We start from the raw sequence: 24,468 nt of genomic DNA on the forward strand, positions 1-24,468 counted from the left end.
TATAGTGGAGGGTGTATACTGAGTCAAATATAATTCTTATTTAATAATAACTATTATAAATTTCATCACTGCTGCACTTGCATGCTTCATCAGTGCAGGTGAGATAAATGCTTCAAAAGCTGCTGCCACCGTCATCACTCCACCCATGATGAGAATGAGCAGACTATACATGAGAAACCGTGGATAAATAGCTCCACCCCGCTTCATAAATCGTGACTGAATCAACTGCATCGAAAACGATACACCCGCTGTCGCTACAATAATGACAACTGGAATCACCAGCAGGTTTTGCGGAAGTACAGACACCACAGCAAAATACAAACCTTCCCAGTGAAGCTGGTTCACTAAAAATCCAACAGTAAAGCCAAGTACTACTCCTTTGAGGAAGACCATTAACAGAATGAGCGGCAGCCCGATGACAGACAGGCCGAGCAGCCACATAAACCCAAGGTACTTCAAGTAATGACCGAGCGAATTTTGAAAACTGCGCACAGGCTCAGCAATGTTGTCCGTTTTTAGTTCATGAAAAAACTGACTTACATACATGTACAGTTCCTGCTTTTGCGTCAACCCAAGTGAATTAACTACGACTGCCCCAAAACCAAGCCCCATCACAAACAGCACGGTCGTAAACAAATAAAGCGATGAATTCTCGCGCAGATTTTGCTGGAATGTTTGTCCCCATTTACCGCGTGCCATCGGATTTCTCCCCTCTGTTCAACTTACCGTCATATATATGACGAACAGAGAGGACTTATGCATAACGATTATGCGTGTGTTTCAATCTGCCAGGCATACACAGCCATGATGGTTTTCGCATCACAAATCTCACCAGCCGCAATGAGCTGCTGGGCTTCTTCAATGGTGATGTGCATCAACTCGACGAATTCATCCTCATCCGGCTTTGCTTCTCCCGCTATCAAGCCATTCGTACGATACAGATGAATGATTTCATTTGCAAAACCAGGTGATGTATAACACGAAGCTACATGCTGCATTGTCTGCGTCGTATAGCCTGTCTCTTCTTCTAGCTCACGGTGCGCACATACGACAGGTTCCTCTCCTGGCTCCAGCTTCCCGGCCGGAATCTCCACAATGGTACGCTCAAGCGGCTTGCGGAACTGGCGCACAACGACTAGGCGATTGTCGTCTGTAATCGCCATCACCGCAACCGCCCCCGGATGAGTGACAATTTCACGGGATGCTGTTTTTCCATTTGGAAGTTCTACCTCGTCCACTTTTAAGGTGATCACTTTTCCTTCATAAATCGTTTGACTGCTAACTGTTTTCTCGTTCATATTCTATCCTCATTTCCGACAAATAGTATTCTCCTGTTTATTGAATCATAACAAGGAAGAGAAATCCATTGTCTGAAGAAAGCGGGCTGCGTAATACATATGAGCAAAAAAAAGAGCATCCTCCTCTATCCCTCGTTTCATCGTCGTAAGCGGAATAGCATAGTCATCTGTAATTTCTCCCCATATTTTCACCGGAAGTGTCTCATGCAAAATAATAGTATGAGACACCGATTGTTCTCCCCACTCATCTGCCAACTCCTGCGCCGTATTAATGACAAGCGATGTATCCCGTAAAAAACGCAGAACCGTTCGTGTATGATGACTAACCCCTTGATGCCGGGTGCGCTTATCTGCTTTGCTTACGCGTGGAAGCAAAATCGGAAGGCCACCGAGACTGCGTATAGCTTGCACAATTGCGATCTGCTCCATGCCGCTAAAACCAAATGGCGTTGCCGTTCCAACCGTTCCCGGCCCTGGTGCCACAATCACAATATCAGCCTGCCACACCAATCTTGCAGCCACTAATGCCGTGTACAGATTGATACATTCACTATCTCCACCAAACACATGTCCATATGTAATCACTGCGCTTATTTTTCCCGCTTGTCGCAGCGCTCGTACATGCTCACTAAGCGCAAGTGGCTGCGCCCCACCTTCACTCATGATATACACAAGTCGATATGGACTTCTGCTTTTATCATGATGTAAGGCTAATGCAAAAGCCGGCAGCATACTATGCAGCTCTCCAACTACGACCGGCATGCCTTTCAATGCGTCTTCCCTTACTGCAGAAAACTGTTCATGATATGGGCTCCCCGGCTCTTCTACCGCCAGGACTGCATGCTGAAATGGGGTGTACCGCCCTTTCATAATATGTCCGTTTTTCCGATGTAGCGGCTGTTGTGGTATATCAATGTCCTTATCTCCAGATCGTGCCGCGACGAAATGATACCCTCCGCTTCCAAGTCCGAGCAGAACGGCTGTCGTATTTAGAAGCACCCGCTCGCCTGCTTCTATCTTCCCAAGCCAGTGCGGATAATGCAGCGCCCGCGCTTCTTCTCCCGCAATCTCTACTTCGACTTCCTGTATATCATTCTCGGTTCGTACAATACGCAGTACGGTTCCGTATGCCCATGTGATCATCCGTTTTCCCTCCTTTCAGTTAAAGAAGGTTATGCAGACTTTTGGTGAAAAAGCACGCTAAAAAGGATGCCTCGATCATGCGAGACATCCCTACATACAGTTATGATTCAGCTACCGTTTCCTTACAAAGTGCTACCACAAGTTCGGCTGTTTTGACGAGCTCTTCTACCGGAATTTTTTCTTTCGTTGTGTGAATGTTTTCGTACCCAATCGCCAGATTCGCCGTTGGAATGCCATAGCCAGACAAAACGTTCGCGTCACTTCCACCACCGCTTGCCAACAGATTCGGCTTACGCCCGACTGCTTTCACACCCACTACTGCGCGCTGGACCACTTCATCCGCTTCTGAGAATTTGAAACCCGGATATGCGATCTCAATCTCAATGTCCACACTTGCTCCAAATTCAGCCGCTGTCCCTTCAAACGCCTGTTTCATTTTTTCGAGTTGGGCATCCAGATTCTCACGCACCAGACTGCGTGCCTCTGCATGTACGATCGCTTTCTCGCATACAATGTTTGTCGGTCCCACACCTTCAAAGCTGCCGACGTTCGCTGTCGTCTCACGATCAATCCGGCCAAGCGGCATGCGAGAAATCGCTTTGCTTGCCACCTGGATCGCACTAATACCTGCTTCTGGATTTACACCCGCATGCGCGGAACGACCGTGGATGACCGCTGTAAATTTAGCCTGATTCGGCGCAGCAATAATAATGTCACCTACTTTTCCATTGCTGTCGAGTGCGAAGCCATACTTTGCCGTAAGCAGGGTCGGGTCTAATACTTTAACACCTTGCAAGCCTGACTCTTCCCCAACCGTGATAAGGAATTGAATCGTCGCATGCGGCGTATTCGTTTCTTGCAAAACTCGCACCGCTTCAAACATCGCGGCAATCCCGGCTTTATCATCGCTTCCTAGAATGGTTGTACCATCTGAGACGATATAGCCATCCTGAATGCTCGGCTTAATGCCTGTACCCGGCACGACTGTGTCCATATGACATGTAAAATAAATCGTCGTTCCTTCCGCTGTTCCCTGAAGTGTCGCCACGATGTTCCCGGCTTCATGGTCGGTTTTGGATGCAGCATCGTCCTCAACAACCGTAAGCCCAAGCTCTGTAAACTTTGCTTTCAGCACATCACAAATCGCTCGTTCATGCTTAGTTTCACTATCTACTTGAACGAGTTCCATAAACTCGGTTACAATCCGTTCCTTATGTACCATAAAAAAACACCCTCCTATGTTGTATAAAAGACACGTACAACTATACGGTGTCTATTATACATAACAGCAGAGGGTGTTTCCACTAATTACATATCGTTATCTTGGTGTGCGACGCATGCGGGCCAGTCGCTCCGCCCCTGCATCGCGTGCCGGGAATGTGCGCATATACAACTGATTGTATGCGCGATTCTGAACGACCTTGCGCGTATTCATAAGCGCATGACGACCAGCCTGCTTCCAGTTCAGCGTCCCAGTATCTTCTGTCGAAAAAGCTTGGCTACCTTCATCCACTAGCTGCGTGCTAGCTGTATCTTCTACAGCTACCGCAGCCTCCATAACTGCTACTACTTCGCGTTCAAGTGTCTGATTCATGCTACCCTACCCCTTACAGCGGAATATTTCCGTGTTTTTTCGCCGGGCGCATTTCTCGCTTGTTGCGCAGCATTTCCAGTGCTTCCTGAAGCTTCTGGCGCGTTTCGCGTGGGTCGATAACATCGTCAACCATACCGCGGCGTGCTGCTACATACGGATTTGAGAACTGGTCGCGATATTCCGCGATTTTTGCCTGGCGTGTTTCCGCCGGGTTCTCGCTGTTTTCGATCTCACGGGCAAAGATGATATTCGCTGCACCTTCCGCACCCATTACCGCGATTTCTGCATTCGGCCATGCGTATACAATGTCCGCGCCGATCGCTTTCGAGTTCAGGGCTACATACGCGCCACCAAATGCTTTGCGAAGAATAACAGTAATCTTCGGAACAGTTGCTTCCGAGTACGCGTACAGAATTTTTGCACCGTGACGAATGATTCCGCCGTGCTCCTGGTTAATACCAGGGAAGAAGCCTGATACGTCTTCAAATGTAATAAGCGGAATATTAAACGCATCACAGAAACGGATAAAACGGGACAGCTTGTCAGACGAGTTAATATCAAGTCCACCCGCCATGAATTTCGGTTGGTTCGCAATCAGACCAACGGAATGACCGTCAATGCGACCAAAGCCGATTACGATGTTTTTCGCGAAATCTGGCTGGATTTCCATGAAATCACCGTTATCAACAATACGCTCAATTACTTTGCGCACATCGTATACTTTCGTAGTGGCAATCGGCACAATCTCAGCAAGCTCGTCATCCCAGCCATCATTTTTCTTGCGCTCATACGGCACAGCTGGCGCGTCTTCCATGTTATTCTGCGGCAGGAAGCTAAGCAGACGGCGAATTTCTTCGAGCATTTCTGGCTCGGATGGAGATGTAAGATGTGCGTTTCCGCTGATCGAAGCGTGTACTTTTGCTCCGCCAAGGTTTTCAGATGAAATCTTTTCACCGGTTACAGCTTCGATTACTTTTGGTCCGGTAATGAACATCTGACTTGTTTTTTCTACCATGCAGACAAAGTCAGTAATGGCCGGAGAATACACCGCACCACCCGCGCACGGTCCCATAATTACCGAGATCTGCGGAATTACACCGGAATAAACAGAGTTGCGATAGAATACATGGCCATAGCCATCAAGCGATTCTACCCCCTCCTGAATACGTGCACCACCGGAATCATTCAAGCCGATCATCGGTGCGCCGTTTTTCGCAGCAAGGTCCATTACTTTCGCAATCTTCTGTGCGTGCATCTCTCCAAGTGCACCACCGAATACTGTAAAGTCCTGCGAGAAGATGAATACGAGGCGACCGTTTACTTTACCGTATCCAGTTACAACACCTTCGCCTGGTCCTTCCATTTTTTCCATACCAAAATTCGTGGTACGGTGCTCGATAAACGGATTCAGTTCTACGAATGTATTCGGGTCAAGAAAAATATCAATCCGCTCGCGTGCGGTTAACTTGCCCCGGTTATGCTGGGCGTCAATCCGCTTATCGCCACCGCCGAGTTCAACTTTGCGGCGGCGTTCGTACATCTCATCGATTTTGTCATACATCGTGCTCATAATACAAAAATCCTCCTATCCAAATCCAATCTCTATTTATATACGTAGCGGAAAAAGGCGGACTGGAATCCGCCTTATTTCCTCATTATTCCATATTTAGTGTTTGTCTTCGTGTCCTGTTGGCGCAGTAGCTTCTGCTTTCTGACACAGCTCAAGCAAGACACCGCCCGTTGCTTTCGGATGCAGGAATGCAACCATGTTGTTATGCGCACCAAGTTTCGGTGTTTCCGTAATCAGCTTTACGCCTGCTTCTTTCAGAGTAGCAAGGCGCTCTGTCTGATTGTCTACTTTGAGCGCAACATGGTGGATGCCTTCGCCCTTCTTCTCAATGAATTTCGCAATCGCACTTTCCGGGCTTGTCGGCTCTAACAGTTCAATGTGAGTTTCTCCGATTTCAAGAAATGCCACACGAACATGTTCGCTTTCTACTGTTTCAAAGCCTGTTAACTTCAGGCCGAGCACTTGCGTATAGAACTTCACAGATTCATCGAGGTTTTTTACAGCGATGCCGATATGCTCGATTTTTTCTGGAGATGACATAAGCGGCTCTGTACCCGCATCCGCTACATTAAGCTTGTGACGGATAAAATCTGCCGCATCTTTTGTGTTTGTTCCTGGTGTAAACACCTGCGCCACGCCGCTCTCTTCAAGGAACGGAATATCCTCATCCGGAATTACACCGCCGCCGATTACAAGAATGTCATCTGCCCCTTGCTCTTTGAGCAGACGGATTACTTCCGGGAACAACTCATTATGTGCACCAGACAAGCAGGACAGACCGATTACACTTACGTCTTCCTGAATCGCACTCGCTACGATCTGCGCCGGTGTTTGACGCAGGCCTGTGTAGATTACTTCCATACCTTCATCACGCAGCGCCTGGGCGATAACCAGTGCGCCACGATCATGTCCATCTAGACCTGGCTTAGCTACTAATACGCGAATTTTCTTCTCCATCTGTCTTGTTCCTCCCCGTTATACAGCCCGGTACTCGCCGAATTCTTCACGCAGCACACCACAAATCTCGCCGATTGTTGCATATACACGCACCGCATCGAGAATAAGTGGCATCAGGTTATCCGTACCTTGTGCACCAGCTCGAAGCGCTTCGAGCGCTGTCTGCACTTTGTCGTTGTCCCGGCGTGCACGCAGCTCTTCTAATTTGGCACGCTGTACTTTGCCGAGGCTTGGGTCTACGCGGAGCAGTTCCGGCTGCTTCTCGCCTTCGATGCGGAACTTGTTCACGCCGACCACAACTTCTTCGCCGCTTTCCACTTGCTTTTGGAACTCATATGCTTTCTCGTGAATTTCACGCTGCATGTAGCCTTGCTCAACCGCTGCAACAGCACCGCCAATGTCCTCGATCTTTTTCATGTAATCGAGTACTTGCTGCTCAATCTGATCTGTCAGACTTTCCACAAAGTATGAACCAGCCAGTGGATCAACCGTATCGGTTACACCTGTTTCGTATGCAATGATCTGCTGCGTACGCAGAGCAATACGTGCTGATTCTTCTGTTGGAAGCGCAAGTGCTTCGTCACGGGAGTTCGTGTGCAAGCTCTGTGTACCGCCAAGAACGGCCGCAAGCGCCTGCACGGTAACGCGAACAATATTATTATCCGGCTGCTGGGCTGTCAGCGTAGAACCGCCTGTTTGCGTGTGTACGCGGAACTGCCAGGACTTCGGATTTTTCGCACCATACTTCTCTTTCATCAGGCGAGACCAGATGCGGCGTGCCGCACGGAACTTCGCGATTTCTTCAAAGAAGTTGTTATGACCGTTAAAGAAGAACGAAAGCTGCGGCGCGAAATCATCAACATCAAGACCAGCCTTGATCGCCGCTTCTACATATGCCACAGCATCCGCAAGCGTAAACGCTACTTCCTGCACAGCTGTAGAACCGGCTTCACGAATGTGATAGCCGCTGATGCTAATCGTGTTCCATTTCGGAACATTGTTCGCGCAGTATTCAAAAATATCAGTAATCAATCGCATCGACGGCTTTGGTGGGAAAATGTATGTGCCGCGTGCAATGTATTCTTTAAGAATGTCATTCTGAATGGTTCCAGACAGTTTCTCAGACGGTACGCCTTGCTTCTCGCCGACTGCAATGTACATCGCAAGCAGGACAGATGCCGGGGCATTGATCGTCATTGACGTACTTACTTTGTCAAGTGGGATACCATTGAGTAGTAATTCCATATCTTCAAGTGAATCAATCGCTACGCCTACTTTCCCTACCTCGCCGGTAGACATCGCATCATCGGAATCGTAGCCGATCTGTGTTGGCAGGTCGAACGCACAGCTTAAGCCAGTCTGACCTTGCTCCAACAAATATTTGAAACGCTTATTTGTTTCTTCTGCAGAACCGAAGCCTGCATACTGACGCATCGTCCAAAAACGACCACGGTACATCGTTGGCTGTACGCCACGTGTGTACGGATATTCACCCGGAAGACCTGATTTCTCCATGTACTCTTCTGTCAACTCATCTGGTAAATAAACCCGTTCCACTTCCATACCGGAAGAATTCGTAAATGTTTCTTTGCGCTCGGGTACTTTAGCAAGGCGTGCTTCTACCTTCTCCTGCCAGCTTTGTAGCGCTTTTTTTCCTTTGTTTTTACCCATGGTTTTCCCTCCTCGCAGAACACTCCGTTATTATGTCTCTCTCTGTAACTCTGGATATGGAACTCTGCAATTGTTCCAATCTTTCTACATATTCGATTCCCGTCCGCAAAATCCTTCTTATTTCGACAATTTTTCTTCAGGAAAAAAGCGGGCATTTTCGCCCGCTTTTTTGTGTTTATCCTTAGTATATACTTGTATCTAAACTGTATGCTTCAAGTTTCTGCTTCACACTTTGTAAGAATCGTCCACAAACAAGGCCATCTAATACGCGATGATCAAGCGACAGGCATATATTGGCCATATCACGAATCGCAATCATATCATCAATAACAACCGGACGCTTTACAATCGATTCGATACTGACAATGGCTGCCTGCGGATGGTTGATGATCGGTGCAGAAAGTACCGAGCCAAATGATCCGGTATTGTTTACCGTAAAAGTACCGCCTGCCATGTCATCTGGAGTCAGCTTTCCGGCACGAGTTTTTGCTGCTAGTTCATCGACTGCACGAGCAATTCCATAAATACTCTTCTGATCCGCATCTTTTATAACGGGAACGTACAACGCATCATCTGTTGCTACGGCAATCGAGATGTTAATGTTTTTACGGAGAACGATATGGTCACCCGCCCATACTGAATTCATGACCGGGTACTCCTTGATCGACTCAACAACGGCCTTAATAAAGAATGGCAGGAACGTAATGTTGAAGCCTTCTTTCGCCTTGAATTCTCCTTTGATACGATTGCGCAGCTTCACCAGATTCGTCATATCGACTTCCATCATCGTCCAGGCGTGCGGTGCCTCATGCTTGCTCTGCGTCATCCGATTCGCAATCGCACGGCGTACCGGCGTAACTGGAATTTGTGTATCACCTGGATACGACGGCACAGATACAGGCTGCGGGCGGGATACTGGAGCAGATGGCTGTGCGACTGGCGGAGCGGACACAGCTATTGTTTGAACAGATGGCATCTCTTCTTCTGCGGTCTGGGCCGCAATCTGCGGGGATGCTGCAACCGTTCCCGGAGCGGCGGCTGTCCCACCATTTTCGATGAAGGCGAGCACATCCTTGCGCGTAATACGTCCTTCACTTCCGGTTCCATTTACTTGATTCAGGTCAATTCCGTGTTCCTGCGCAAGTCGCATAACAGCTGGAGAATAACGTTTACCCGAGGCTTTAGCTGCTGCAGGAGCACCTGCTGCCTGCTGCGGCACAGATGGAGCAGGTGCTAGCTGTGCTGCTGGCGTTGTCGCCTGTGGTTTTACTTCTGGCGCTGGAGCGTCCCCTTCCACCTCGATATAGCAGATGAGCGCGCCAACTGCGAGTGTATCGCCTTCTTCGGCGACAAGCTGCGTCACTTTTCCTTCTACAGTCGAAGGAACTTCCGCGTTTACTTTATCAGTTGTCACTTCACAAAGCGGTTCGTATTTTTTTACGTAATCACCCGGTTTCACGAGCCAGCGGGCGATTGTGCCTTCTGTTACGGATTCCCCAAGTTGGGGCATGAGTACTTCTGTTGCCATTACACCCACTCCTTCCTAGAATGCTGCCAGCTCGCGCATCGCGGCGGCTACTTTGTCCGGGTTTAGCATAAAGAATTTTTCCATCGGCGGGCTGTACGGCATCGCTGGCACATCAGGTCCTGCTAGTCGCTGAATTGGTGCATCAAGGTCAAACAGGCAGTGCTCCGCAATTACAGCCGCCACTTCCCCACCGACACCGCCGGATTTGTTATCTTCATGAATAATGAGTACCTTACCTGTTTTCTTCGCGGCTTCCACAATGCCTTCCACGTCAAGCGGGTACAACGTGCGCAGGTCCAGAATATGAGCGCTAATTCCTTCTTCCGCCAGCTTCTCGGCTGCCTGCAATGCAAAGTGGAGCGTCAGCCCGTAGCTGATTACGGTAATATCCGTTCCTTCTCGTTTAACATCGGACTTGCCGAGCGGAACTACATAATCGGTTTCTGGCACTTCGCCTTTAATCAACCGGTAGCAGCGCTTATGTTCAAAGAATAGAACCGGATCCTCATCGCGAATCGCTGCTTTCAGCATACCCTTCACATCATACGGTGTGGACGGTGCAACCACTTTCAGGCCCGGCGTGCTTGTAAACAACGCTTCCACGCTCTGGGAGTGATACAACGCACCGTGTACACCCCCACCATACGGAGCACGGATCACGAGCGGACAGTGCCAGTCGTTATTCGAGCGATAGCGCATTTTCGCTGCCTCGCTTATAATCTGATTGAACGCTGGCATGATAAAATCGGCAAATTGCATTTCAGCAACCGGACGCATGCCGTATGCGGCAGCTCCAATCGCCACACCGGCAATCGCTGACTCTGCAAGCGGTGTATCAATAACACGCTGCTCACCGAACTCTTCATATAAGCCGCTCGTTGCACGGAATACACCGCCACGAACGCCGACATCCTCGCCAAGCACGAATACTTTCGGGTCGCGCTGCATTTCCTCGCGCAGCGCCTGGGTGACCGCATCGATGTATGAAATAACTGCCATTTTCGCTTCCCCCTTATTCCGCGTATACGTGACGCAGCGTGTCTTCCGGTGCCGGATACGGTGCGTTCTCCGCGTATTCTGTCGCTTCATCTACTTCGTGCGCTACCCGTTCGCCTATTTCCTTCTCGGTTGCGTCATCAAGCAGACCGACTTCACGGAGATAGCTTGCAAAACGAAGCAGCGGATCTTTCTTCTTCGCGTCTTCCACTTCTTCACGCGAGCGATATGCACGATCGTCGTCATCACTAGAGTGCGGCACCAGACGGTATGTTACCGCCTCGATGAGCGTCGCTCCTTCGCCACGACGTGCACGGTCTACTGCTTCTTTCGTTGCTTTATATACTTCAATCGGGTCGTTTCCGTCCACTGAGATGCCCGGGAAACCGTAGCCAAGTGCCCGGTCAGCTACACTGTTGCAGGCAAGCTGCTTCGTGATCGGAACCGAAATCGCATACTTATTGTTTTCGCAGAAGAAAATAACAGGTAATTTATGCACACCGGCAAAGTTCGCTCCTTCATGGAAATCCCCCTGATTGCTGGAGCCTTCGCCAAACGATGTAAACACCGCCAGGTCCTTGCCTTCCATCCGTCCTGCAAGCGCCAGACCAACCGCATGCGGTACCTGGGTCGTTACCGGGCTTGATCCTGTGAGAATGTTATGCTTGCGACCGCCGAAATGTCCCGGCATTTGTCGTCCACCGCTGTTCGGATCTTCTGCCTTCGCAAACGCGGACAGCATCATGTCACGTGCTGTCTGACCGAATACGAGCACAAGACCCATATCGCGATAGTACGGGCACGCATAGTCTTTCTGCGGATCAAACGCGAACGCAGCCCCAATTTGTGCTGCCTCCTGTCCCTGGCAGGAGATTACAAACGGAATTTTACCTGCCCGATTCAACAACCACATGCGCTCATCTACTTTACGCGCGAGTAGCATGTAGTAATACATATCAAGTACTTGCTTATCCGTTAACCCGGCTTCCTGGTGACGAAGTTGTGCCATCGTAAGGTCCCTCCCTGCTTATGAATGAATCGCTTTGCCGTCGACAGCAAGTGCTGCCTCGCCCATAATTTCCGACAATGTTGGGTGTGGGTGAATCGTATGTCCGATCTCCCACGGGGTAGCGTCAAGTACGCGGGCAAGCGCTCCTTCTGCGATCAGATCGGTCACATGCGGTCCGATCATATGCACACCGAGCACATCATTTGTGTCCGCATCTGCAACAATTTTGACGAATCCGTCCGGCTCCCCGTATACGAGCGCCTTTCCAATGGCACGGAAATGGAACGTCCCTGTTTTTACGTTATGCCCTTTGTCTTTCGCTTCCGTTTCCGTCAGGCCGACATTCGCCACCTCTGGACGGCTGTATGTGCATTTCGGAACCATTGTATAATCAATCGCATGCGGATTTTGCCCCGCCATATGTTCTACTGCGACAATTCCTTCGTGTGACGCAACGTGTGCAAGCTGCAGACCGCCGATCACATCGCCAATCGCGTAAATATGCGCTTCTCCTGTCTGATACATGCTGTTGACTTGAATGACGCCGTGTTCCACTTTCGCTTCTACATTGTTCAATCCGATATCTTCAATGTTCGCCTGACGTCCAACCGAGACGAGAATTTTCTCTGCCTCAAATGTCACTGTGGAGCCATTCTGTTCTGCCTGAATGGTCACACCGTCATCCGTGCTGGCAAACGTATCCGCCAGCACGCGAGCACTCGTATGCACCTTAATTTTCCGCTTTTTCAGTAGACGCTCCATTTCTTTGCTAATCGCTTCATCTTCAAGCGGTAAAATGCGGTTCGCATATTCCACAACGTGCACATCCACACCGAGATCATTCAGCAAGGACGCCCACTCAATGCCAATCACTCCACCGCCGATAATGAGCATCGACTTCGGTAATTCTGTCATCGCGAGCGCTTCGTCGCTCGTCAGTACGAACTCTCCATCAACCGCAAGACCTGGCAGCGAACGAGGACGGGAACCGGTCGCAATGAGCACGAACTTCGGCAGCAAAATTTCTGCGTTGCCATCCGGGTATTCGATATTGATCGCTCCTGCCTGCGGCGAGAAAATAGACGGCCCCATAATGCGGCCTGTTCCGTGATACACATCGATTTTCCCCTGCTTCATTAGATGCTGAACACCTTTATGAAGCTGGTCAACAATACCCTGCTTTCGCTCCTGCATGCGAGTGAAGTTAACCCCGATCTCGCCGGTTTCAACTCCGTATTCAGCTCCATTTTTAAGCGTATGGTATACCTCAGCACTGCGCAGCAGCGCCTTACTTGGAATACAGCCACGATGCAGGCATGTTCCACCGAGCTTATCTTTTTCGACTATTGCTGTTTTCATTCCGAGTTGAGCGGCGCGGATCGCGGCTACATAACCGCCTGTGCCCCCGCCGAGAACGACTACATCATACTCGTTCGACATGTTCACGTTCCTCCATTACTTTATTTATGATGGATACGGGATAAAGCATGCTTGCCATCGCGCAGGAATGTGCTGCGGGAGCGCTGGACACGAGCGATGCGCTCTTCACACATGCGGTCCGCCGCTTTATATGTTGGAATGCCGTCCCGTTTGGAAATCTCAATAACCGCCTGAATGTTTCCATAAATCGTTTCTACCTTTTTCATTGCGCGGTCCCGGTTGTAGCCTTCAAGCTCATCCGCCACATTGATCAGGCCGCCCGCATTAATGATATAGTCAGGTGCATACACAATGCCTCTCTCCTGCAAAATATCTCCATGACGGTCTTCTTTCAATTGATTGTTAGCTGCACCTGCCACGACGCGTGCTGTAAGCTGTGGAATGGTTTCATCATTAATGATGGCTCCAAGCGCACACGGGGAAAAGATGTCGCACGTCTGGCTGTAAATGTCACCCGGATCAACCGCTTTCGCTCCAAAATCGTCGACCGCACGCTGTACGTTATCTTTATTAATGTCCGTAACAATCAGATGTGCACCTTCTTCATGCAGATGGCGGCATAAATTATACGCTACATTTCCCACGCCCTGGACGGCAATAGTTTTACCGCTTAAGTCGTCTGTACCAAACGCCGCTTTAGCTGCTGCCTTCATTCCTCGATACACACCATATGCTGTAACCGGGGACGGATTGCCGCTGCTGCCAAATGCCGGAGATACACCGGTTACATAATCTGTTTCGAGATGAATCAGGTCCATATCGGCCACCGTTGTTCCTACATCCTCGGCTGTAATATAGCGACCATTCAATCCCTGGATATAACGACCAAATGCACGAAACATTTCCGGATTTTTGTCGGTGCGCGGATTGCCGATGATAACCGCTTTACCTCCACCGAGATTCAGGCCTGCACCTGCTGCCTTGTATGTCATGCCGCGCGCTAAGCGCAGTGCATCTTCAATTGCTTCCGATTCGGAGGCGTATGTCCACATACGCGTACCACCAAGTGCTGGACCAAGTGTTGTGTCATGAATGGCAATAATTGCTTTCAATCCAGAGTTTGCGTCCTGGCAAAAAACAAGCTGTTCATAATCATAGTTTTCCATGTATGAAAAAATGTTCATGGTGTTTTCCTCCTGATGTGGGTTACTCTTCCCAATTAAGAATAGAGAGTATCTTCTACACAATTTGTTTAATGCAATATGCATGCCAAACACCCACATCGGAAAGCGCTTACAAAATACACTGATTTTGCGCATGTCTCTCTGCAAAAACATGCGCACCCTGCAAAAATATGCAGGCAATTCTTTGCTATAATCCGTATTTTTCAATTTTATAGTATAAATTACGAACCGATAAACCGAGATCACGAGCTGTCGCTGTTTTATTGCCGTCTCGCTTACGCAGAGCACGACGAATAATTTCCGCTTCTACTTCTTCGATCTGCTGATTCAATGTTTTTTCTTCTGCTGGTAGCATGTGATTTGTAGATAAGAGATGTATTCCTTCTCCTCCAGCATTCCCAGAAATACCTGCTAACTCCGGTACATGATACGGCTGAATAATCGTTTCCTGAAACCGCATGTTAATCATGGAACGGCTAATTACATTCTCTAGTTCCCGTACATTACCAGGCCAATTGTACCGACCTAACTGCTCCAGTGCAGCAGGCGCTACCTCCTGCACATTGCGTCCATACTCTTCATTATATTTCTGAATCAAATGTCCCGTTAACTCTGGCAGGTCCAGCAGTCGGTCACGAAGCGGGGGAATACGTATCGGCAATACATTTATGCGGTAATACAAATCTTCCCGAAACGTTCCCTTTTGAATCGCCTGTTCCAGATTGACATGAGTGGCCGCAATTATACGAACATTAACAGCAATCGCTTTGGTCCCACCGATGCGAACGATTTCTTTCTCCTGTAACACCCGCAACAGCTTCGCCTGCATGCTCATCGATAACTCACCAATCTCATCTAGAAAAATCGTGCCGCCGCTCGCTTCTTCAAAAAGCCCTTTCTTTCCCCCACGCTTCGCCCCAGTAAATGCCCCTTCTTCATAGCCGAATAATTCACTCTCAAGAAGCGATTCCGGGATTGCTGCACAGTTCACACGGACAAATTCATTATATTTACGACTGCTTTCATTATGAATCGCATGCGCGAATAATTCCTTCCCTGTGCCTGACTCCCCGCGCAACAGCACCGTAACCGGGGTTTCCGCCGCCTTACACCCTTGCTCCACCGCAATCTGCATCTCGTCGCTTCGTCCGACAATATCAGCAAACGTGTACCGTGCTCGCAATGTTCGTACAAGCCGCTTTACCCGTTCTAGTTCCTCGGTCGCCTTCTTCATATCAGATATATCATGAATGACACCCACACTTCCCTTAAGCACACCATCCACAATAATCGGGGCGACATTAACAATGACATCTTTCTTACGCGGCCCAACTTTGATCGGGACACCACGTACCGCCTTCCCGGTTCGCAGCACTTGCATATGCATGCTTTCCCCTTCCGAAATATCCACATCAGCCGGTTTACCGATCACATCTTTCTCCGTTAGTCCTGTCAAACGTGTATACGCCGGATTAATGATTAACCCATTTCCATCGGCATCTACAACGGAGATTGCATCATTCGATGAATGAATGATAGCCTGTAACATACTTTTGGCATCTTCCATCAAGTTTTCCACCGAATCCCCCCACTCTGAAAAAACTTGCAGACTCTCCTTTCATTTAATCAAACTTCCTGCATCGAGGCAATGCTTCCTCAGTTTCTCCCCCACTCATCGAGCCTGCGCAACAGCCGATTTCGTTCAATATAAGCTGTAATAGAAAACCGCTCCGCATACAGATGCAGAGCGCCGAACAGCACGAGCAAACCAACTTTTATCAATAACCCAAGACTATACATACAGAATACGCCACCTAGAAAACCGAGTGCATTCGCTCCTGTATCGCCAAGCATAGCCCACCCACGGAGATCATCCCGGGCGACCGCTGCCATACAGCCCATTACACATGCCCATACAAGCACGCCTTCTAACGGAAGCGTGCCAACTGCTGCGATCATAAAGAGCAACCCACTTCCTTTCAGCGCTCGCCCCGGACGGAGATCCAATAAATTAATAAGATTCGTTGCCAACATAATAAGCAAGACATCGACTGCCATCTCCGGCCAAGAGACAGATCGCACACGAGCCGCCAGCAATGCCAAACAACATGCAGCCAGCGCTTTCACCATTCCCGTTGTGACCACTCCATTCCTTATAGCACAGACATGATCTCGCAGTCCTTTCGGTCCATTTGCTCCGAAGCGATCATCAACCCAGCCAGCCAGGCCCATCCCTGCCCCTGCTAGCACCCCAACTGCAAGTCCGACTGTCTGCTGCGCTGTCGCTAGCCAAACTCCCATACTCAGAAACAGAGGCACAAACAGCAAACCATACCCGAGCGGAATCTTATTTCCCCGGTAATTCAACGCTGTCCAGCCACATACTCGAAATAAAAACCGGACACCAACCATTGCAACTATGCCCCATAGCCAGCCCACTCCTGTAGCGACTATGACTTCCCTTATCATCATCATGCCTTTGCTCGCTTCGATTGTAAAATGCGCCGAATGGCTGTATACTGCCGACCTCGATGCCTGAAACCTGACCATGTTTTACCAAGTTCCCGATGACAAAACGGCAGCATCAGCTCTTCAACGACAAGTCCAGCCCGCAGCACATCAATTGTCATAGCCGCTTCAATCCCAAATCCACAGTTCCAGTCACGCACAGCTTCGATAGCACGCTGAGAAAGGGCGCGCTGCCCGGATAAAGGCTGAGTAATGTACTGACCTGTCATCCGATAAATCTCCCGACAGGCTAACCACTTCACCAGGCCAAAGCCACCCCGCTGCGGCTTAGGAAGGCTGCCAATTATCATATCGGCACAACTATTTTCAAAGCGGGTTAGAAGCTTTGCCGCATAAACAGCTGTACCACCTGTGTCCGCATCAATAAACATGTACACATCACTGTTATTTGCCGCTGCAATCCCATAACATAATGCCTGTCCCTTGCCCTTGTTTTCTGTAAGTCGGATCACCGTATCCGCATATTCATCGGCAATAATAGCGGTACGGTCTGTACTCCCATCATCTACGACAATCAGATGTGCCCCCTCCAATGCCGGGATGTTTCGCAACGCCTCAAGAGTATGCCTGATGTAAGCCGCTTCATTATAAGCCGGAACAATAATCGTAACCTCTCTCTTCATCATCTCCACTTTACCAGCCAGTGCGGCAGGGTCAGACTACGAGCTTTAACCGGATAAATATGACTCATTCCTTTAGCGTCAACCAGTCGATCCCCAACCTTCATTCGTACAAGCCATGTACTTCCCATGCCAGCCCTTCCTTTCGCAATACAGTCCGCCATACTTGCATGTGTTCCAACCGCTACTAAGAGGGACGCATGCTGTTCATAGGCATACAAAAGTGCCGCATCTTCACTCGTTCCAAATGACGGAAGCACATGCGCCATGAGCCCAAGCTCCTGGATGCGGGCAATACCAGGCGCCCGCCCATCTACATACGCATGAACAATTCGATCTGTAGCAACCTTAAGCGCTTCATCGCTTACACTGTCCATATCTCCTAGCACAATATCCGGTCGAAATCCTTCTGCTAGCAATGCATCGGCCCCACCATCCACTCCGATCAGTACAGGACGATACGTTCGAATGTAGGGAACAAGCGCACGCAGGTCTTCCCGATACGTACGCCCGCGCACAACAATAACCGCATGCCGACCAGCAAGCGGTGTACGAAGCGGAAGAGTCGGCAGCGGGTGCAGCAACTCCTGTTTTTCATGGGCCGCATACCAGAGTGTATTATCTATAAAATGCATCATCCGTTCCTGAGCCTGTCTCACCGTGTCATATCGTACAGCCTGCCACTGTTCATGTGTCACAGGATGCAAGCGGGCAAGTAAGGTACGTTCCCGGTGACGGAGCAGACGGCAATCTTCAATCACAACATACTCCCCACTTACAAGGGATTGATATAAGTCAGGTCGTTCCAGACAATCATACAGCGGAACTCCCTGTTCAATCAGCAGGCGAGCTCCTTCTCCCGTATGCACAAGAGACGGCTCGCAATTTACAACTGCCCGCACCTTGCGCTCAATTAAACTTTGGGCCGCCAGTTCATCAATTCCGGCATGGGCAATGACCGCAATATCGCCCGGCTGAATGTGTGGCAACATGCGCTTGGTTATATTTCCGCACCGAACCGGACCACGAGCAGTATATTTATGCCGCATCAGGCGGGTCAACATACGGATCATCTCCTTTTTTCCCTAGTATGTACAACCGGACAAAAAAAATGAGCCGCACATCGCGACTCATTCATATCAACCTTATTTTTTTATCACTTTTCCTGTCCAGCGCTTCATCCCGCCTGACAGGTTGTATAAATTCTGTACCCCGTGCTTTTTAAGAATACGCGCGGCCTGTGCACTGCGCACCCCGGTCTCACAAATCAGGTACGTATCCTTGTCTTTTTGAATGCCGCCCACTGCTGATTTCACCTGCATAAGCGGAATATTGCGGGCTTGCTGAATATGACCTTGACGATATTCATCGACCTCACGCACGTCGATGAACTGCTTGCCTTTCGGATTTTTCAAGGCTTCACTTAGTTCGTCTGCCGTGATTTTTTTTACACCACGCGGCGGCAGCATCCGATAGACGAAAAAGCCAAGTAGAAGTACAAGCAGCGCTAAGCTTAACCAATCCATATCTCTGTCTCTCCTTTTCCAAAATACCTATAAAGGTATCGTACTATACGTTTTCATTTGTTGCAATACGTGTTGCCTCCCGCCGCTGAATAAAGCGAAGGCGAAGCAAGAAACAAGAAGCGCCGCATGTCAGCCCGACAATCAATCCAATCCAGTATCCGAACGCCTGCAAATCCGTATAGTTCGCCAACGCATAGCCGAGCGGTAAGCCGATGACCCAGTACGCTGCAAAAGCAATGACAGACGGCACCGTAACATCCTTATAGCCGCGCAGCACTCCTTGAATCGGTGTAGCCAGCGCATCTGATAGCTGGAAGAAAATTGCGTACATCAGAAACTGCTGGGCGAGTACGAAAACAGCCGCATCTGTTGTATACAACGCTGCGACCTGCCGGTTAAACAACCAAATGCCGAGCGCACAGACAAATGCCATTCCAACCGCAAACGTAAGCCCCAGTCGGCTATACGAACGCGCATCCTGATACCGCTTCGCCCCTACCTCGAATCCAACTACAATTGTCAGAGCGGACGCAATGCTCATCGGTACCATATACAAAAAGGAGGCAAAATTAATCGCCGCCTGATGCGCCGCAATTGTGATGGTACCAAATCGACTCATCAGCAGCGTAACCGCCGAGAAAATACTAACTTCAAAAAAAATCGCAAACCCAATCGGCAAACCGAGCTTCAGCTGCTCCACCCAGGCTGACACAGATACACGGTATAATCGTTTCCCCACCTCATAAGATGCGAACTGAGGCAGACGCCGAACAACGTATAGTGCAAGCAAAAAAATGACCCATTCGGTTACCGCTGTTGCATAGCCAGTCCCCACACCGCCCAGGCGCGGAAAGCCAAGCTTGCCATAAATCAACACATAATTAAGTGCCACATTAATCGGAAGCGATACAAGTGTAATCAACATCGTAATCCGCGTCTGTCCAAGCGCATCCATAAATGAACGCAGCACCGTATACATCAAAAGAGGGAGAATGCCGAACGAAATCCCAATCAAGTACCGTCCGGCAATATCATGGACGACAGGCTCAAGCTTCATCGCATCAAGCAATGGCGTAACCACAAACACCCCGGCTACAATGACGAGTGCTGTAATAGCAACCGATAAATATACTCCCTGTATCACCGTCGATGCTACCTTTTCTTTACGCCCGGCTCCCATTAGATGGGCAACGATCGGCGTGATAGCCAATAGCACCCCATTAATGCCCGTAAAAAGCGGCATCCAAAGATTCACTCCAATCGCTACACCAGCGAGATCATTTGCACTGGCATGACCAGACATTACCGTATCAAAAAAACTCATCGAGAAAATCCCAAGCTGTGTCACGAGGATCGGCAGCAAAAGAATGATAAACTGGCGCAGCCGCTCTCGTGTAGAATACGTTTGTTTCATTATGTAAAGTCTCCACCGTTTTATTGAGAATGAATAGCAAGATTTCATTATAACATAACTGGCATATACTCATAACCTCAAACTTGTTTACCCTCCTTTAAAGCCCGATATAATGCCATTTTTAAGAGGAAAAAAGGAGTGTTGAGTATTTGTTTTATAGACTGGCACCGTTCACCTAGAAGACAATACCTCTCTTCTCTTCTTTCTCTGCTCTGGAAAGGTCTGCAAATATATCTTGGTCAGAACGGCAATGGAAATAGCTTCAAATGGTGTTGGTTCTATTCCATACTGACGGATACCAGCTACATACAATGTACCGGCTACTAAACTTACTAGCCATTGACTCATGTTGTTCATCCGCCTGTCTCCTTTCCAAAATAAAAAGCCACTCCGTAGAGTGACTCATCATCCATGCAGCCCAAGTGCTACACCACCGATTACGGAAGGAACAGTGTTCTTCCGCGAGAGTTAAATAATAAAAATATAACCCGTCAATTCGGATATCAAAGAAAAATGTTTAGAAAGCTTCTATTATTGCTCATAATTCTTGTTCTCGACAAAAGTAATTGATTTCATTACTTTTTTAATTCCCTTAGGTAAAAGGTATGCAATTGGAAAGGCACATAAAAACGCCTCAAACCACATTTTCATCCATGTTTTTATAAACAGATTACTATAACCAAAATTTATTGAAACCAATATAAATGAAATTAAAAATGACATACCGAAGGCCATTAAAAAAGTAAATATTATCTGCTCATATTTTTTATTAATTTTCAAAATTAACCACCTTAGCACCATAAATTAATTTGATTTTATTAACTTATAAAAGTTTACTAACTTATGAAAAACAAGTCAACATTTTTTATCTGATTAAAACCACTTGTGACCTAAACTTGATTAAACAGTTCTTTCACCAGATTCAGGACATTCCACGAAATTGTCCGCTAGTGGAACAACTTAATTGACGCAAATAAAACTGCCCTACTACTTCGACAGTAGGGATATATTACCTGCTTATCTATAAGAAAAAGCCCCTCCGTAGAGTGACTGATAAATATTAGCTTATGGCATCCACTTATGTCCACAATTCATACAACCATTTACAAGTTTACTTCTACCTATGAATCCACTCAGGATTGCTACTGGAATAGTTAGTATGAAGAGTAAAAATGAAATTATAGCCATTCCTCCAGAAAAATTCGTATTAAATCGCCAAAAATATGAACTCAATGCGGTACAGGCCAACGATCCTATAACCATGATAACTAATCCTAAGAACATATTTAAGAAGTTGTACCCTCGCTTATTTGCTACTACTTGAGTGGATTTACACTTTCTGCAAGTTACCATGCTATTGGTATTTGCTGTGGATGTCTTTTGCACCTGTTGGGCTGTTCCTTTCATGATTTCCTCCTTAGCATATCTGGTAAATTTATCATGGATATTTTAGCATAGTAACGGCCTAATAACCATAAAATGTATCTCGCTTTTCTGATTTATATAACTGAACCTGTCATGCCAGTCATATCTCCTCGTTTTACCGCTTTGTTTTCTTTCATCAGTTAACACCATCCTTATATTTATTTATAGAAGAGATTATTTTTCCGCTTGGACACTGCTACGCCTTCCTCTCTGCTCCCGAAAGTGCTCACCCCATTCTTCCATACGCTTATGCTGGCTACGGATATATGCTGTATTACGCTTGTATGCCTGTTCTTCTCTACGCCAGCCTTTGTAGAACTCCATGCTAATACACCAAACACAATTGCTCCAATGATCATCAGGACTGTGTATACAGCTATATAGGAGGAGCCTAGAATAGTGATCACACTTCTTCCTCTCCTTTCTTTCCTCCTTAACTTTTTATCAAAGAAAAAAGCCACTCCAGAGAGTGACTTCTAATTTCCTTATCGCATATTACCGATGATTGAACTTCTGCTATCCTGCATCTTTTTAATGAAATTCGTCATCACATCAAAGGCTTCATTTCGCTTGTCTGTCATACTTTGGAGACGTAGCATATCCATTTGTTGAGACATTTGTGATCGTTGCGATTCAACCTGCTTTAAAGCTGTCTCGATATCCATACTACTTAAATCAATACTATTTACACTGCTAATACCAGCAGCAGATACCACTCCTGCTCCGGAAAACGCCATAGCTGCTACCATAAGTCCACCAATAAGTTTCTTTTTCATAATCATTCATTCCTACCTTTCATCAACCATTAAGATATATTTGATTATATTCTTAGGAAAGGTTAGTATCTGTGACTTGAATTACATTTTCAGAATGAATTTACTTAGTGATCTTCTTTCCTGCCTTACTGTTCACACCCCGTCAATACTGGACTACGCTTATTTGATCGTAACCGTCATAACATACTGATAGGGTGTCAACACCAGGCAGGAAGCCTAGTGTACACTGAAAAACTGACCATTAACCGCAAACGTATGTTTAGTCCTACCTTTGTTTAGCACAACGCAAAAAAGCCAGCTCCGTAAGCTACCTTTACTCTACGATCATCCAATCTTCTGCTAGTACATCTGTTTAACTTGCGAGCCACGGAACGAACTTGTTGTCCGCTGTTTTCATTTCGATCCACGGCAGCAACCCTTTATATTCTCCTTCTGGAGTGTCCTCCCCATTGTGTGGAGGTGCGATAATTACGTAATTGTCCGATTTCACAAGGGATAGCCACATACCTTTTCCGTTCCAGCCGGTTCGTGCGATCTTATGCCCCTCTTTCATAAGATCGATGGCCATGCCAAAATCGAATTTCGCACCCATCTCTTTCATTTCCCCTCCCAACTAAAAAAGCAACCTTATTAGCGACTACCTATATGCTTATAAGGATGTTTTCTGTGATACTCTTCATTTCTTTCGATCCCGGCAATAAACCCGATTAGTAATGCAGGAACTAGCCACCATGCACTAATCACGAGTAATCACTCCTATTCAAAATAAAAAAGCAACCAGGTTATGGCTGCTTAACCTATTGTTTATACAGTTGTTTAATTTCGACACATACTAGCAAGCTTGTTCATTTACTATACAGAAAGTGTCGGACGGTTATTACCCAACGCCATTCTAATTACTGGTAATATTATAGATGACCCTATGTTTGCACTATTTTCAAATCTCTCCTTTACGCGTCTGTATGGATGCTATTTTTTTGCAGTAAGATAATCTGATAGATTCATATTTTTTCAGTAAGATAATCTAGCTGGTTCATATATTTTTGTTTTGTAACGGGGTACCATATTGATAAGTGATATATTTGGCTTCACACCCCAAATAACCATAATCTCCTCTCGTGGCACTCTGATAGGTAGAGTGCTTATTTTTTACTAGTTATCGTTTTGTGAAGTCCAACTGTCTCTCTCTACAACATGGCAGGAGAGCGAAATATCACTACAAATTTGAAATTAAATAGATTTTCGGAATAAATAAACTGTCTTTTCGGAATAATTCGCCATTATTATTAAAGAAATCATTTCATCTAGATTATTGCAAAGGGGTTAGATATGAACGCAACAAGAGAATACAGAAGCTGTGAAAACTGCTGGTGGGCCAAAGACGAAGGCTGTATAAGGAAACTCTGTTGTTTTAATCACTGTTGGATAGGAAATCCTCAATATTTATGCTATGGATGGCGTCCTATCAACATTGAAGAGAAGCATGCATATCTAGAGAAATACGGTTACGAGCACCAGCGCGTAGGTATTATACCTAAATTGACTTAACCATCAGCAGTAGTTCCTTTGTGTAAAAGGGACTGCTTTTTAATTTGCCTCATATTCCACTTCTTCCGTTCCCAGCGTATCTTTTCCCTTTGTCGGTAGGCTACTACGCTGTCTTCCCAGCTTGATTGAGGATCTGGAAGAGTAATAACCACTAGACGAGCAGATAATTTTTTCTCCATATAACAAGACCCCACATTTTTCATGTAGCCATGCAATTGATTTAATACGAGCTAACCATTCAAACATGTGTCAGCCTCCTTATGTTTTGGGCCAATAAAAAGAGCGCAACGTTATGCTGCG

General features: G+C 47.4%; 24 protein-coding genes and 1 pseudogene. All 25 read right to left on the reverse strand.

The genetic code is table 11. From position 1 onward, the window contains the following. Window positions 1–36: 36 nt before the first annotated feature. Window positions 37–699: a stage II sporulation protein M gene (spoIIM, locus tag PO771_RS13460; protein WP_272560212.1), complete on the reverse strand. Its 663-nt coding sequence runs from the start codon at window positions 697–699 to the stop codon at window positions 37–39. A 68-nt stretch (window positions 700–767) separates the two neighbouring features. Continuing rightward, window positions 768–1,298, reverse strand: coding sequence for an NUDIX domain-containing protein (locus tag PO771_RS13465; protein WP_272560213.1), 531 nt, complete (start codon window positions 1,296–1,298; stop codon window positions 768–770). A 45-nt stretch (window positions 1,299–1,343) separates the two neighbouring features. Beyond that, window positions 1,344–2,441: a DUF3866 family protein gene (locus PO771_RS13470; protein ID WP_272560214.1), complete on the reverse strand. Its 1,098-nt coding sequence runs from the start codon at window positions 2,439–2,441 to the stop codon at window positions 1,344–1,346. Between the two features lie 100 nt (window positions 2,442–2,541). Further along, window positions 2,542–3,663 (reverse strand): M20/M25/M40 family metallo-hydrolase, encoded by a 1,122-nt coding sequence (locus tag PO771_RS13475; protein WP_272560215.1) that lies wholly within the window; start codon window positions 3,661–3,663, stop codon window positions 2,542–2,544. Window positions 3,664–3,759: 96 nt separating this feature from the next. Then, on the reverse strand, window positions 3,760–4,035 hold the full coding sequence (locus tag PO771_RS13480) for a hypothetical protein (RefSeq protein WP_272560216.1): 276 nt from the start codon (window positions 4,033–4,035) through the stop codon (window positions 3,760–3,762). Window positions 4,036–4,048: 13 nt separating this feature from the next. After that, window positions 4,049–5,596: an acyl-CoA carboxylase subunit beta gene (locus PO771_RS13485; RefSeq protein ID WP_272563175.1), complete on the reverse strand. Its 1,548-nt coding sequence runs from the start codon at window positions 5,594–5,596 to the stop codon at window positions 4,049–4,051. Between the two features lie 105 nt (window positions 5,597–5,701). Further along, window positions 5,702–6,562 carry a methylmalonyl-CoA epimerase gene (gene mce, locus PO771_RS13490; protein WP_272560217.1) on the reverse strand — a complete coding sequence of 287 codons (861 nt, stop codon included), beginning with the start codon at window positions 6,560–6,562 and terminating at the stop codon, window positions 5,702–5,704. An 18-nt stretch (window positions 6,563–6,580) separates the two neighbouring features. Then, window positions 6,581–8,233: an acyl-CoA mutase large subunit family protein gene (locus PO771_RS13495; RefSeq protein WP_272560218.1), complete on the reverse strand. Its 1,653-nt coding sequence runs from the start codon at window positions 8,231–8,233 to the stop codon at window positions 6,581–6,583. Window positions 8,234–8,414: 181 nt separating this feature from the next. Further along, the gene (locus PO771_RS13500) at window positions 8,415–9,761 is read right to left on the reverse strand and encodes a dihydrolipoamide acetyltransferase family protein (protein ID WP_272560219.1); all 1,347 of its coding nucleotides are present in this window, start codon (window positions 9,759–9,761) and stop codon (window positions 8,415–8,417) included. 15 nt (window positions 9,762–9,776) lie between these two features. Further along, entirely contained in the window at window positions 9,777–10,760 is a 984-nt protein-coding gene (locus PO771_RS13505; protein ID WP_272560220.1) for an alpha-ketoacid dehydrogenase subunit beta, read from the reverse strand. 13 nt (window positions 10,761–10,773) lie between these two features. After that, the gene (locus PO771_RS13510) at window positions 10,774–11,766 is read right to left on the reverse strand and encodes a thiamine pyrophosphate-dependent dehydrogenase E1 component subunit alpha (protein ID WP_272560221.1); all 993 of its coding nucleotides are present in this window, start codon (window positions 11,764–11,766) and stop codon (window positions 10,774–10,776) included. Between the two features lie 18 nt (window positions 11,767–11,784). After that, complete coding sequence (gene lpdA, locus PO771_RS13515) at window positions 11,785–13,206, reverse strand: dihydrolipoyl dehydrogenase (protein ID WP_272560222.1); 1,422 nt, start codon at window positions 13,204–13,206, stop codon at window positions 11,785–11,787. A 20-nt stretch (window positions 13,207–13,226) separates the two neighbouring features. Next, on the reverse strand, window positions 13,227–14,330 hold the full coding sequence (gene bcd, locus PO771_RS13520) for a branched-chain amino acid dehydrogenase (RefSeq protein WP_272560223.1): 1,104 nt from the start codon (window positions 14,328–14,330) through the stop codon (window positions 13,227–13,229). Window positions 14,331–14,517: 187 nt separating this feature from the next. After that, window positions 14,518–15,897: pseudogene (locus PO771_RS13525) on the reverse strand (sigma-54 interaction domain-containing protein); the annotation flags it as partial. A gap of 89 nt (window positions 15,898–15,986) precedes the next feature. Next, window positions 15,987–16,805, reverse strand: a complete 819-nt coding sequence (locus PO771_RS13530) for a hypothetical protein (RefSeq protein WP_272560224.1) — start codon at window positions 16,803–16,805, stop codon at window positions 15,987–15,989. Then, a complete protein-coding gene (locus PO771_RS13535; RefSeq protein WP_272560225.1) occupies window positions 16,802–17,485 on the reverse strand; it encodes a glycosyltransferase family 2 protein in 684 nt (227 codons plus the stop codon). Before PO771_RS13535 ends, PO771_RS13530 begins: the two co-directional genes overlap by 4 nt. After that, on the reverse strand, window positions 17,482–18,543 hold the full coding sequence (gene steA / locus PO771_RS13540) for a putative cytokinetic ring protein SteA (RefSeq protein ID WP_272560226.1): 1,062 nt from the start codon (window positions 18,541–18,543) through the stop codon (window positions 17,482–17,484). The genes PO771_RS13535 and steA overlap by 4 nt, the downstream gene beginning before the upstream one ends. Window positions 18,544–18,624: 81 nt before the next feature. Continuing rightward, the gene (locus tag PO771_RS13545) at window positions 18,625–19,005 is read right to left on the reverse strand and encodes a rhodanese-like domain-containing protein (RefSeq protein ID WP_272560227.1); all 381 of its coding nucleotides are present in this window, start codon (window positions 19,003–19,005) and stop codon (window positions 18,625–18,627) included. Window positions 19,006–19,048: 43 nt separating this feature from the next. Beyond that, window positions 19,049–20,419 (reverse strand): MATE family efflux transporter, encoded by a 1,371-nt coding sequence (locus PO771_RS13550; protein WP_272560228.1) that lies wholly within the window; start codon window positions 20,417–20,419, stop codon window positions 19,049–19,051. A 171-nt stretch (window positions 20,420–20,590) separates the two neighbouring features. Next, complete coding sequence (locus tag PO771_RS13555; RefSeq protein WP_272560229.1) at window positions 20,591–20,767, reverse strand: hypothetical protein; 177 nt, start codon at window positions 20,765–20,767, stop codon at window positions 20,591–20,593. A gap of 183 nt (window positions 20,768–20,950) precedes the next feature. Further along, window positions 20,951–21,199: a DUF2798 domain-containing protein gene (locus PO771_RS13560; protein ID WP_272560230.1), complete on the reverse strand. Its 249-nt coding sequence runs from the start codon at window positions 21,197–21,199 to the stop codon at window positions 20,951–20,953. A 285-nt stretch (window positions 21,200–21,484) separates the two neighbouring features. Further along, window positions 21,485–21,826, reverse strand: a complete 342-nt coding sequence (locus PO771_RS13565) for a hypothetical protein (protein ID WP_272560231.1) — start codon at window positions 21,824–21,826, stop codon at window positions 21,485–21,487. Window positions 21,827–22,329: 503 nt separating this feature from the next. Further along, window positions 22,330–22,620 carry a hypothetical protein gene (locus PO771_RS13570; RefSeq protein ID WP_272560232.1) on the reverse strand — a complete coding sequence of 97 codons (291 nt, stop codon included), beginning with the start codon at window positions 22,618–22,620 and terminating at the stop codon, window positions 22,330–22,332. A 352-nt stretch (window positions 22,621–22,972) separates the two neighbouring features. Beyond that, window positions 22,973–23,221: a DUF2829 domain-containing protein gene (locus tag PO771_RS13575; RefSeq protein WP_272560233.1), complete on the reverse strand. Its 249-nt coding sequence runs from the start codon at window positions 23,219–23,221 to the stop codon at window positions 22,973–22,975. 986 nt (window positions 23,222–24,207) lie between these two features. Beyond that, window positions 24,208–24,414 (reverse strand): hypothetical protein, encoded by a 207-nt coding sequence (locus tag PO771_RS13580; protein ID WP_272560234.1) that lies wholly within the window; start codon window positions 24,412–24,414, stop codon window positions 24,208–24,210. Window positions 24,415–24,468: the final 54 nt, after the last annotated feature.

The sequence above is a fragment of the Aneurinibacillus uraniidurans genome (assembly GCF_028471905.1).
GTDB lineage: Bacteria > Bacillota > Bacilli > Aneurinibacillales > Aneurinibacillaceae > Aneurinibacillus > Aneurinibacillus uraniidurans.

Bases quoted from the DNA above. Each gene is read 5' to 3' on its own strand.
- lpdA (WP_272560222.1), bottom strand. From the start codon at position 13,206: ATGTCGAACGAGTATGATGTAGTCGTTCTCGGCGGGGGCACAGGCGGT.
- PO771_RS13465 (WP_272560213.1), bottom strand. From the start codon at position 1,298: ATGAACGAGAAAACAGTTAGCAGTCAAACGATTTATGAAGGAAAAGTG.
- PO771_RS13550 (WP_272560228.1), bottom strand. From the start codon at position 20,419: ATGAAACAAACGTATTCTACACGAGAGCGGCTGCGCCAGTTTATCATT.
- PO771_RS13505 (WP_272560220.1), bottom strand. From the start codon at position 10,760: ATGGCAGTTATTTCATACATCGATGCGGTCACCCAGGCGCTGCGCGAG.
- PO771_RS13475 (WP_272560215.1), bottom strand. From the start codon at position 3,663: ATGGTACATAAGGAACGGATTGTAACCGAGTTTATGGAACTCGTTCAA.
- PO771_RS13555 (WP_272560229.1), bottom strand. From the start codon at position 20,767: ATGAGTCAATGGCTAGTAAGTTTAGTAGCCGGTACATTGTATGTAGCT.
- PO771_RS13545 (WP_272560227.1), bottom strand. From the start codon at position 19,005: ATGGATTGGTTAAGCTTAGCGCTGCTTGTACTTCTACTTGGCTTTTTC.
- PO771_RS13575 (WP_272560233.1), bottom strand. From the start codon at position 23,221: ATGAAAGAGATGGGTGCGAAATTCGATTTTGGCATGGCCATCGATCTT.
- PO771_RS13580 (WP_272560234.1), bottom strand. From the start codon at position 24,414: ATGTTTGAATGGTTAGCTCGTATTAAATCAATTGCATGGCTACATGAA.
- PO771_RS13470 (WP_272560214.1), bottom strand. From the start codon at position 2,441: ATGATCACATGGGCATACGGAACCGTACTGCGTATTGTACGAACCGAG.
- bcd (WP_272560223.1), bottom strand. From the start codon at position 14,330: ATGAACATTTTTTCATACATGGAAAACTATGATTATGAACAGCTTGTT.
- PO771_RS13485 (WP_272563175.1), bottom strand. From the start codon at position 5,596: ATGTATGACAAAATCGATGAGATGTACGAACGCCGCCGCAAAGTTGAA.
- PO771_RS13570 (WP_272560232.1), bottom strand. From the start codon at position 22,620: ATGAAAAAGAAACTTATTGGTGGACTTATGGTAGCAGCTATGGCGTTT.
- PO771_RS13495 (WP_272560218.1), bottom strand. From the start codon at position 8,233: ATGGGTAAAAACAAAGGAAAAAAAGCGCTACAAAGCTGGCAGGAGAAG.
- PO771_RS13510 (WP_272560221.1), bottom strand. From the start codon at position 11,766: ATGGCACAACTTCGTCACCAGGAAGCCGGGTTAACGGATAAGCAAGTA.
- PO771_RS13500 (WP_272560219.1), bottom strand. From the start codon at position 9,761: ATGGCAACAGAAGTACTCATGCCCCAACTTGGGGAATCCGTAACAGAA.
- PO771_RS13535 (WP_272560225.1), bottom strand. From the start codon at position 17,485: ATGATGAAGAGAGAGGTTACGATTATTGTTCCGGCTTATAATGAAGCG.
- steA (WP_272560226.1), bottom strand. From the start codon at position 18,543: ATGTTGACCCGCCTGATGCGGCATAAATATACTGCTCGTGGTCCGGTT.
- PO771_RS13480 (WP_272560216.1), bottom strand. From the start codon at position 4,035: ATGAATCAGACACTTGAACGCGAAGTAGTAGCAGTTATGGAGGCTGCG.
- mce (WP_272560217.1), bottom strand. From the start codon at position 6,562: ATGGAGAAGAAAATTCGCGTATTAGTAGCTAAGCCAGGTCTAGATGGA.
- PO771_RS13530 (WP_272560224.1), bottom strand. From the start codon at position 16,805: ATGATGATGATAAGGGAAGTCATAGTCGCTACAGGAGTGGGCTGGCTA.
- PO771_RS13565 (WP_272560231.1), bottom strand. From the start codon at position 21,826: ATGAAAGGAACAGCCCAACAGGTGCAAAAGACATCCACAGCAAATACC.
- spoIIM (WP_272560212.1), bottom strand. From the start codon at position 699: ATGGCACGCGGTAAATGGGGACAAACATTCCAGCAAAATCTGCGCGAG.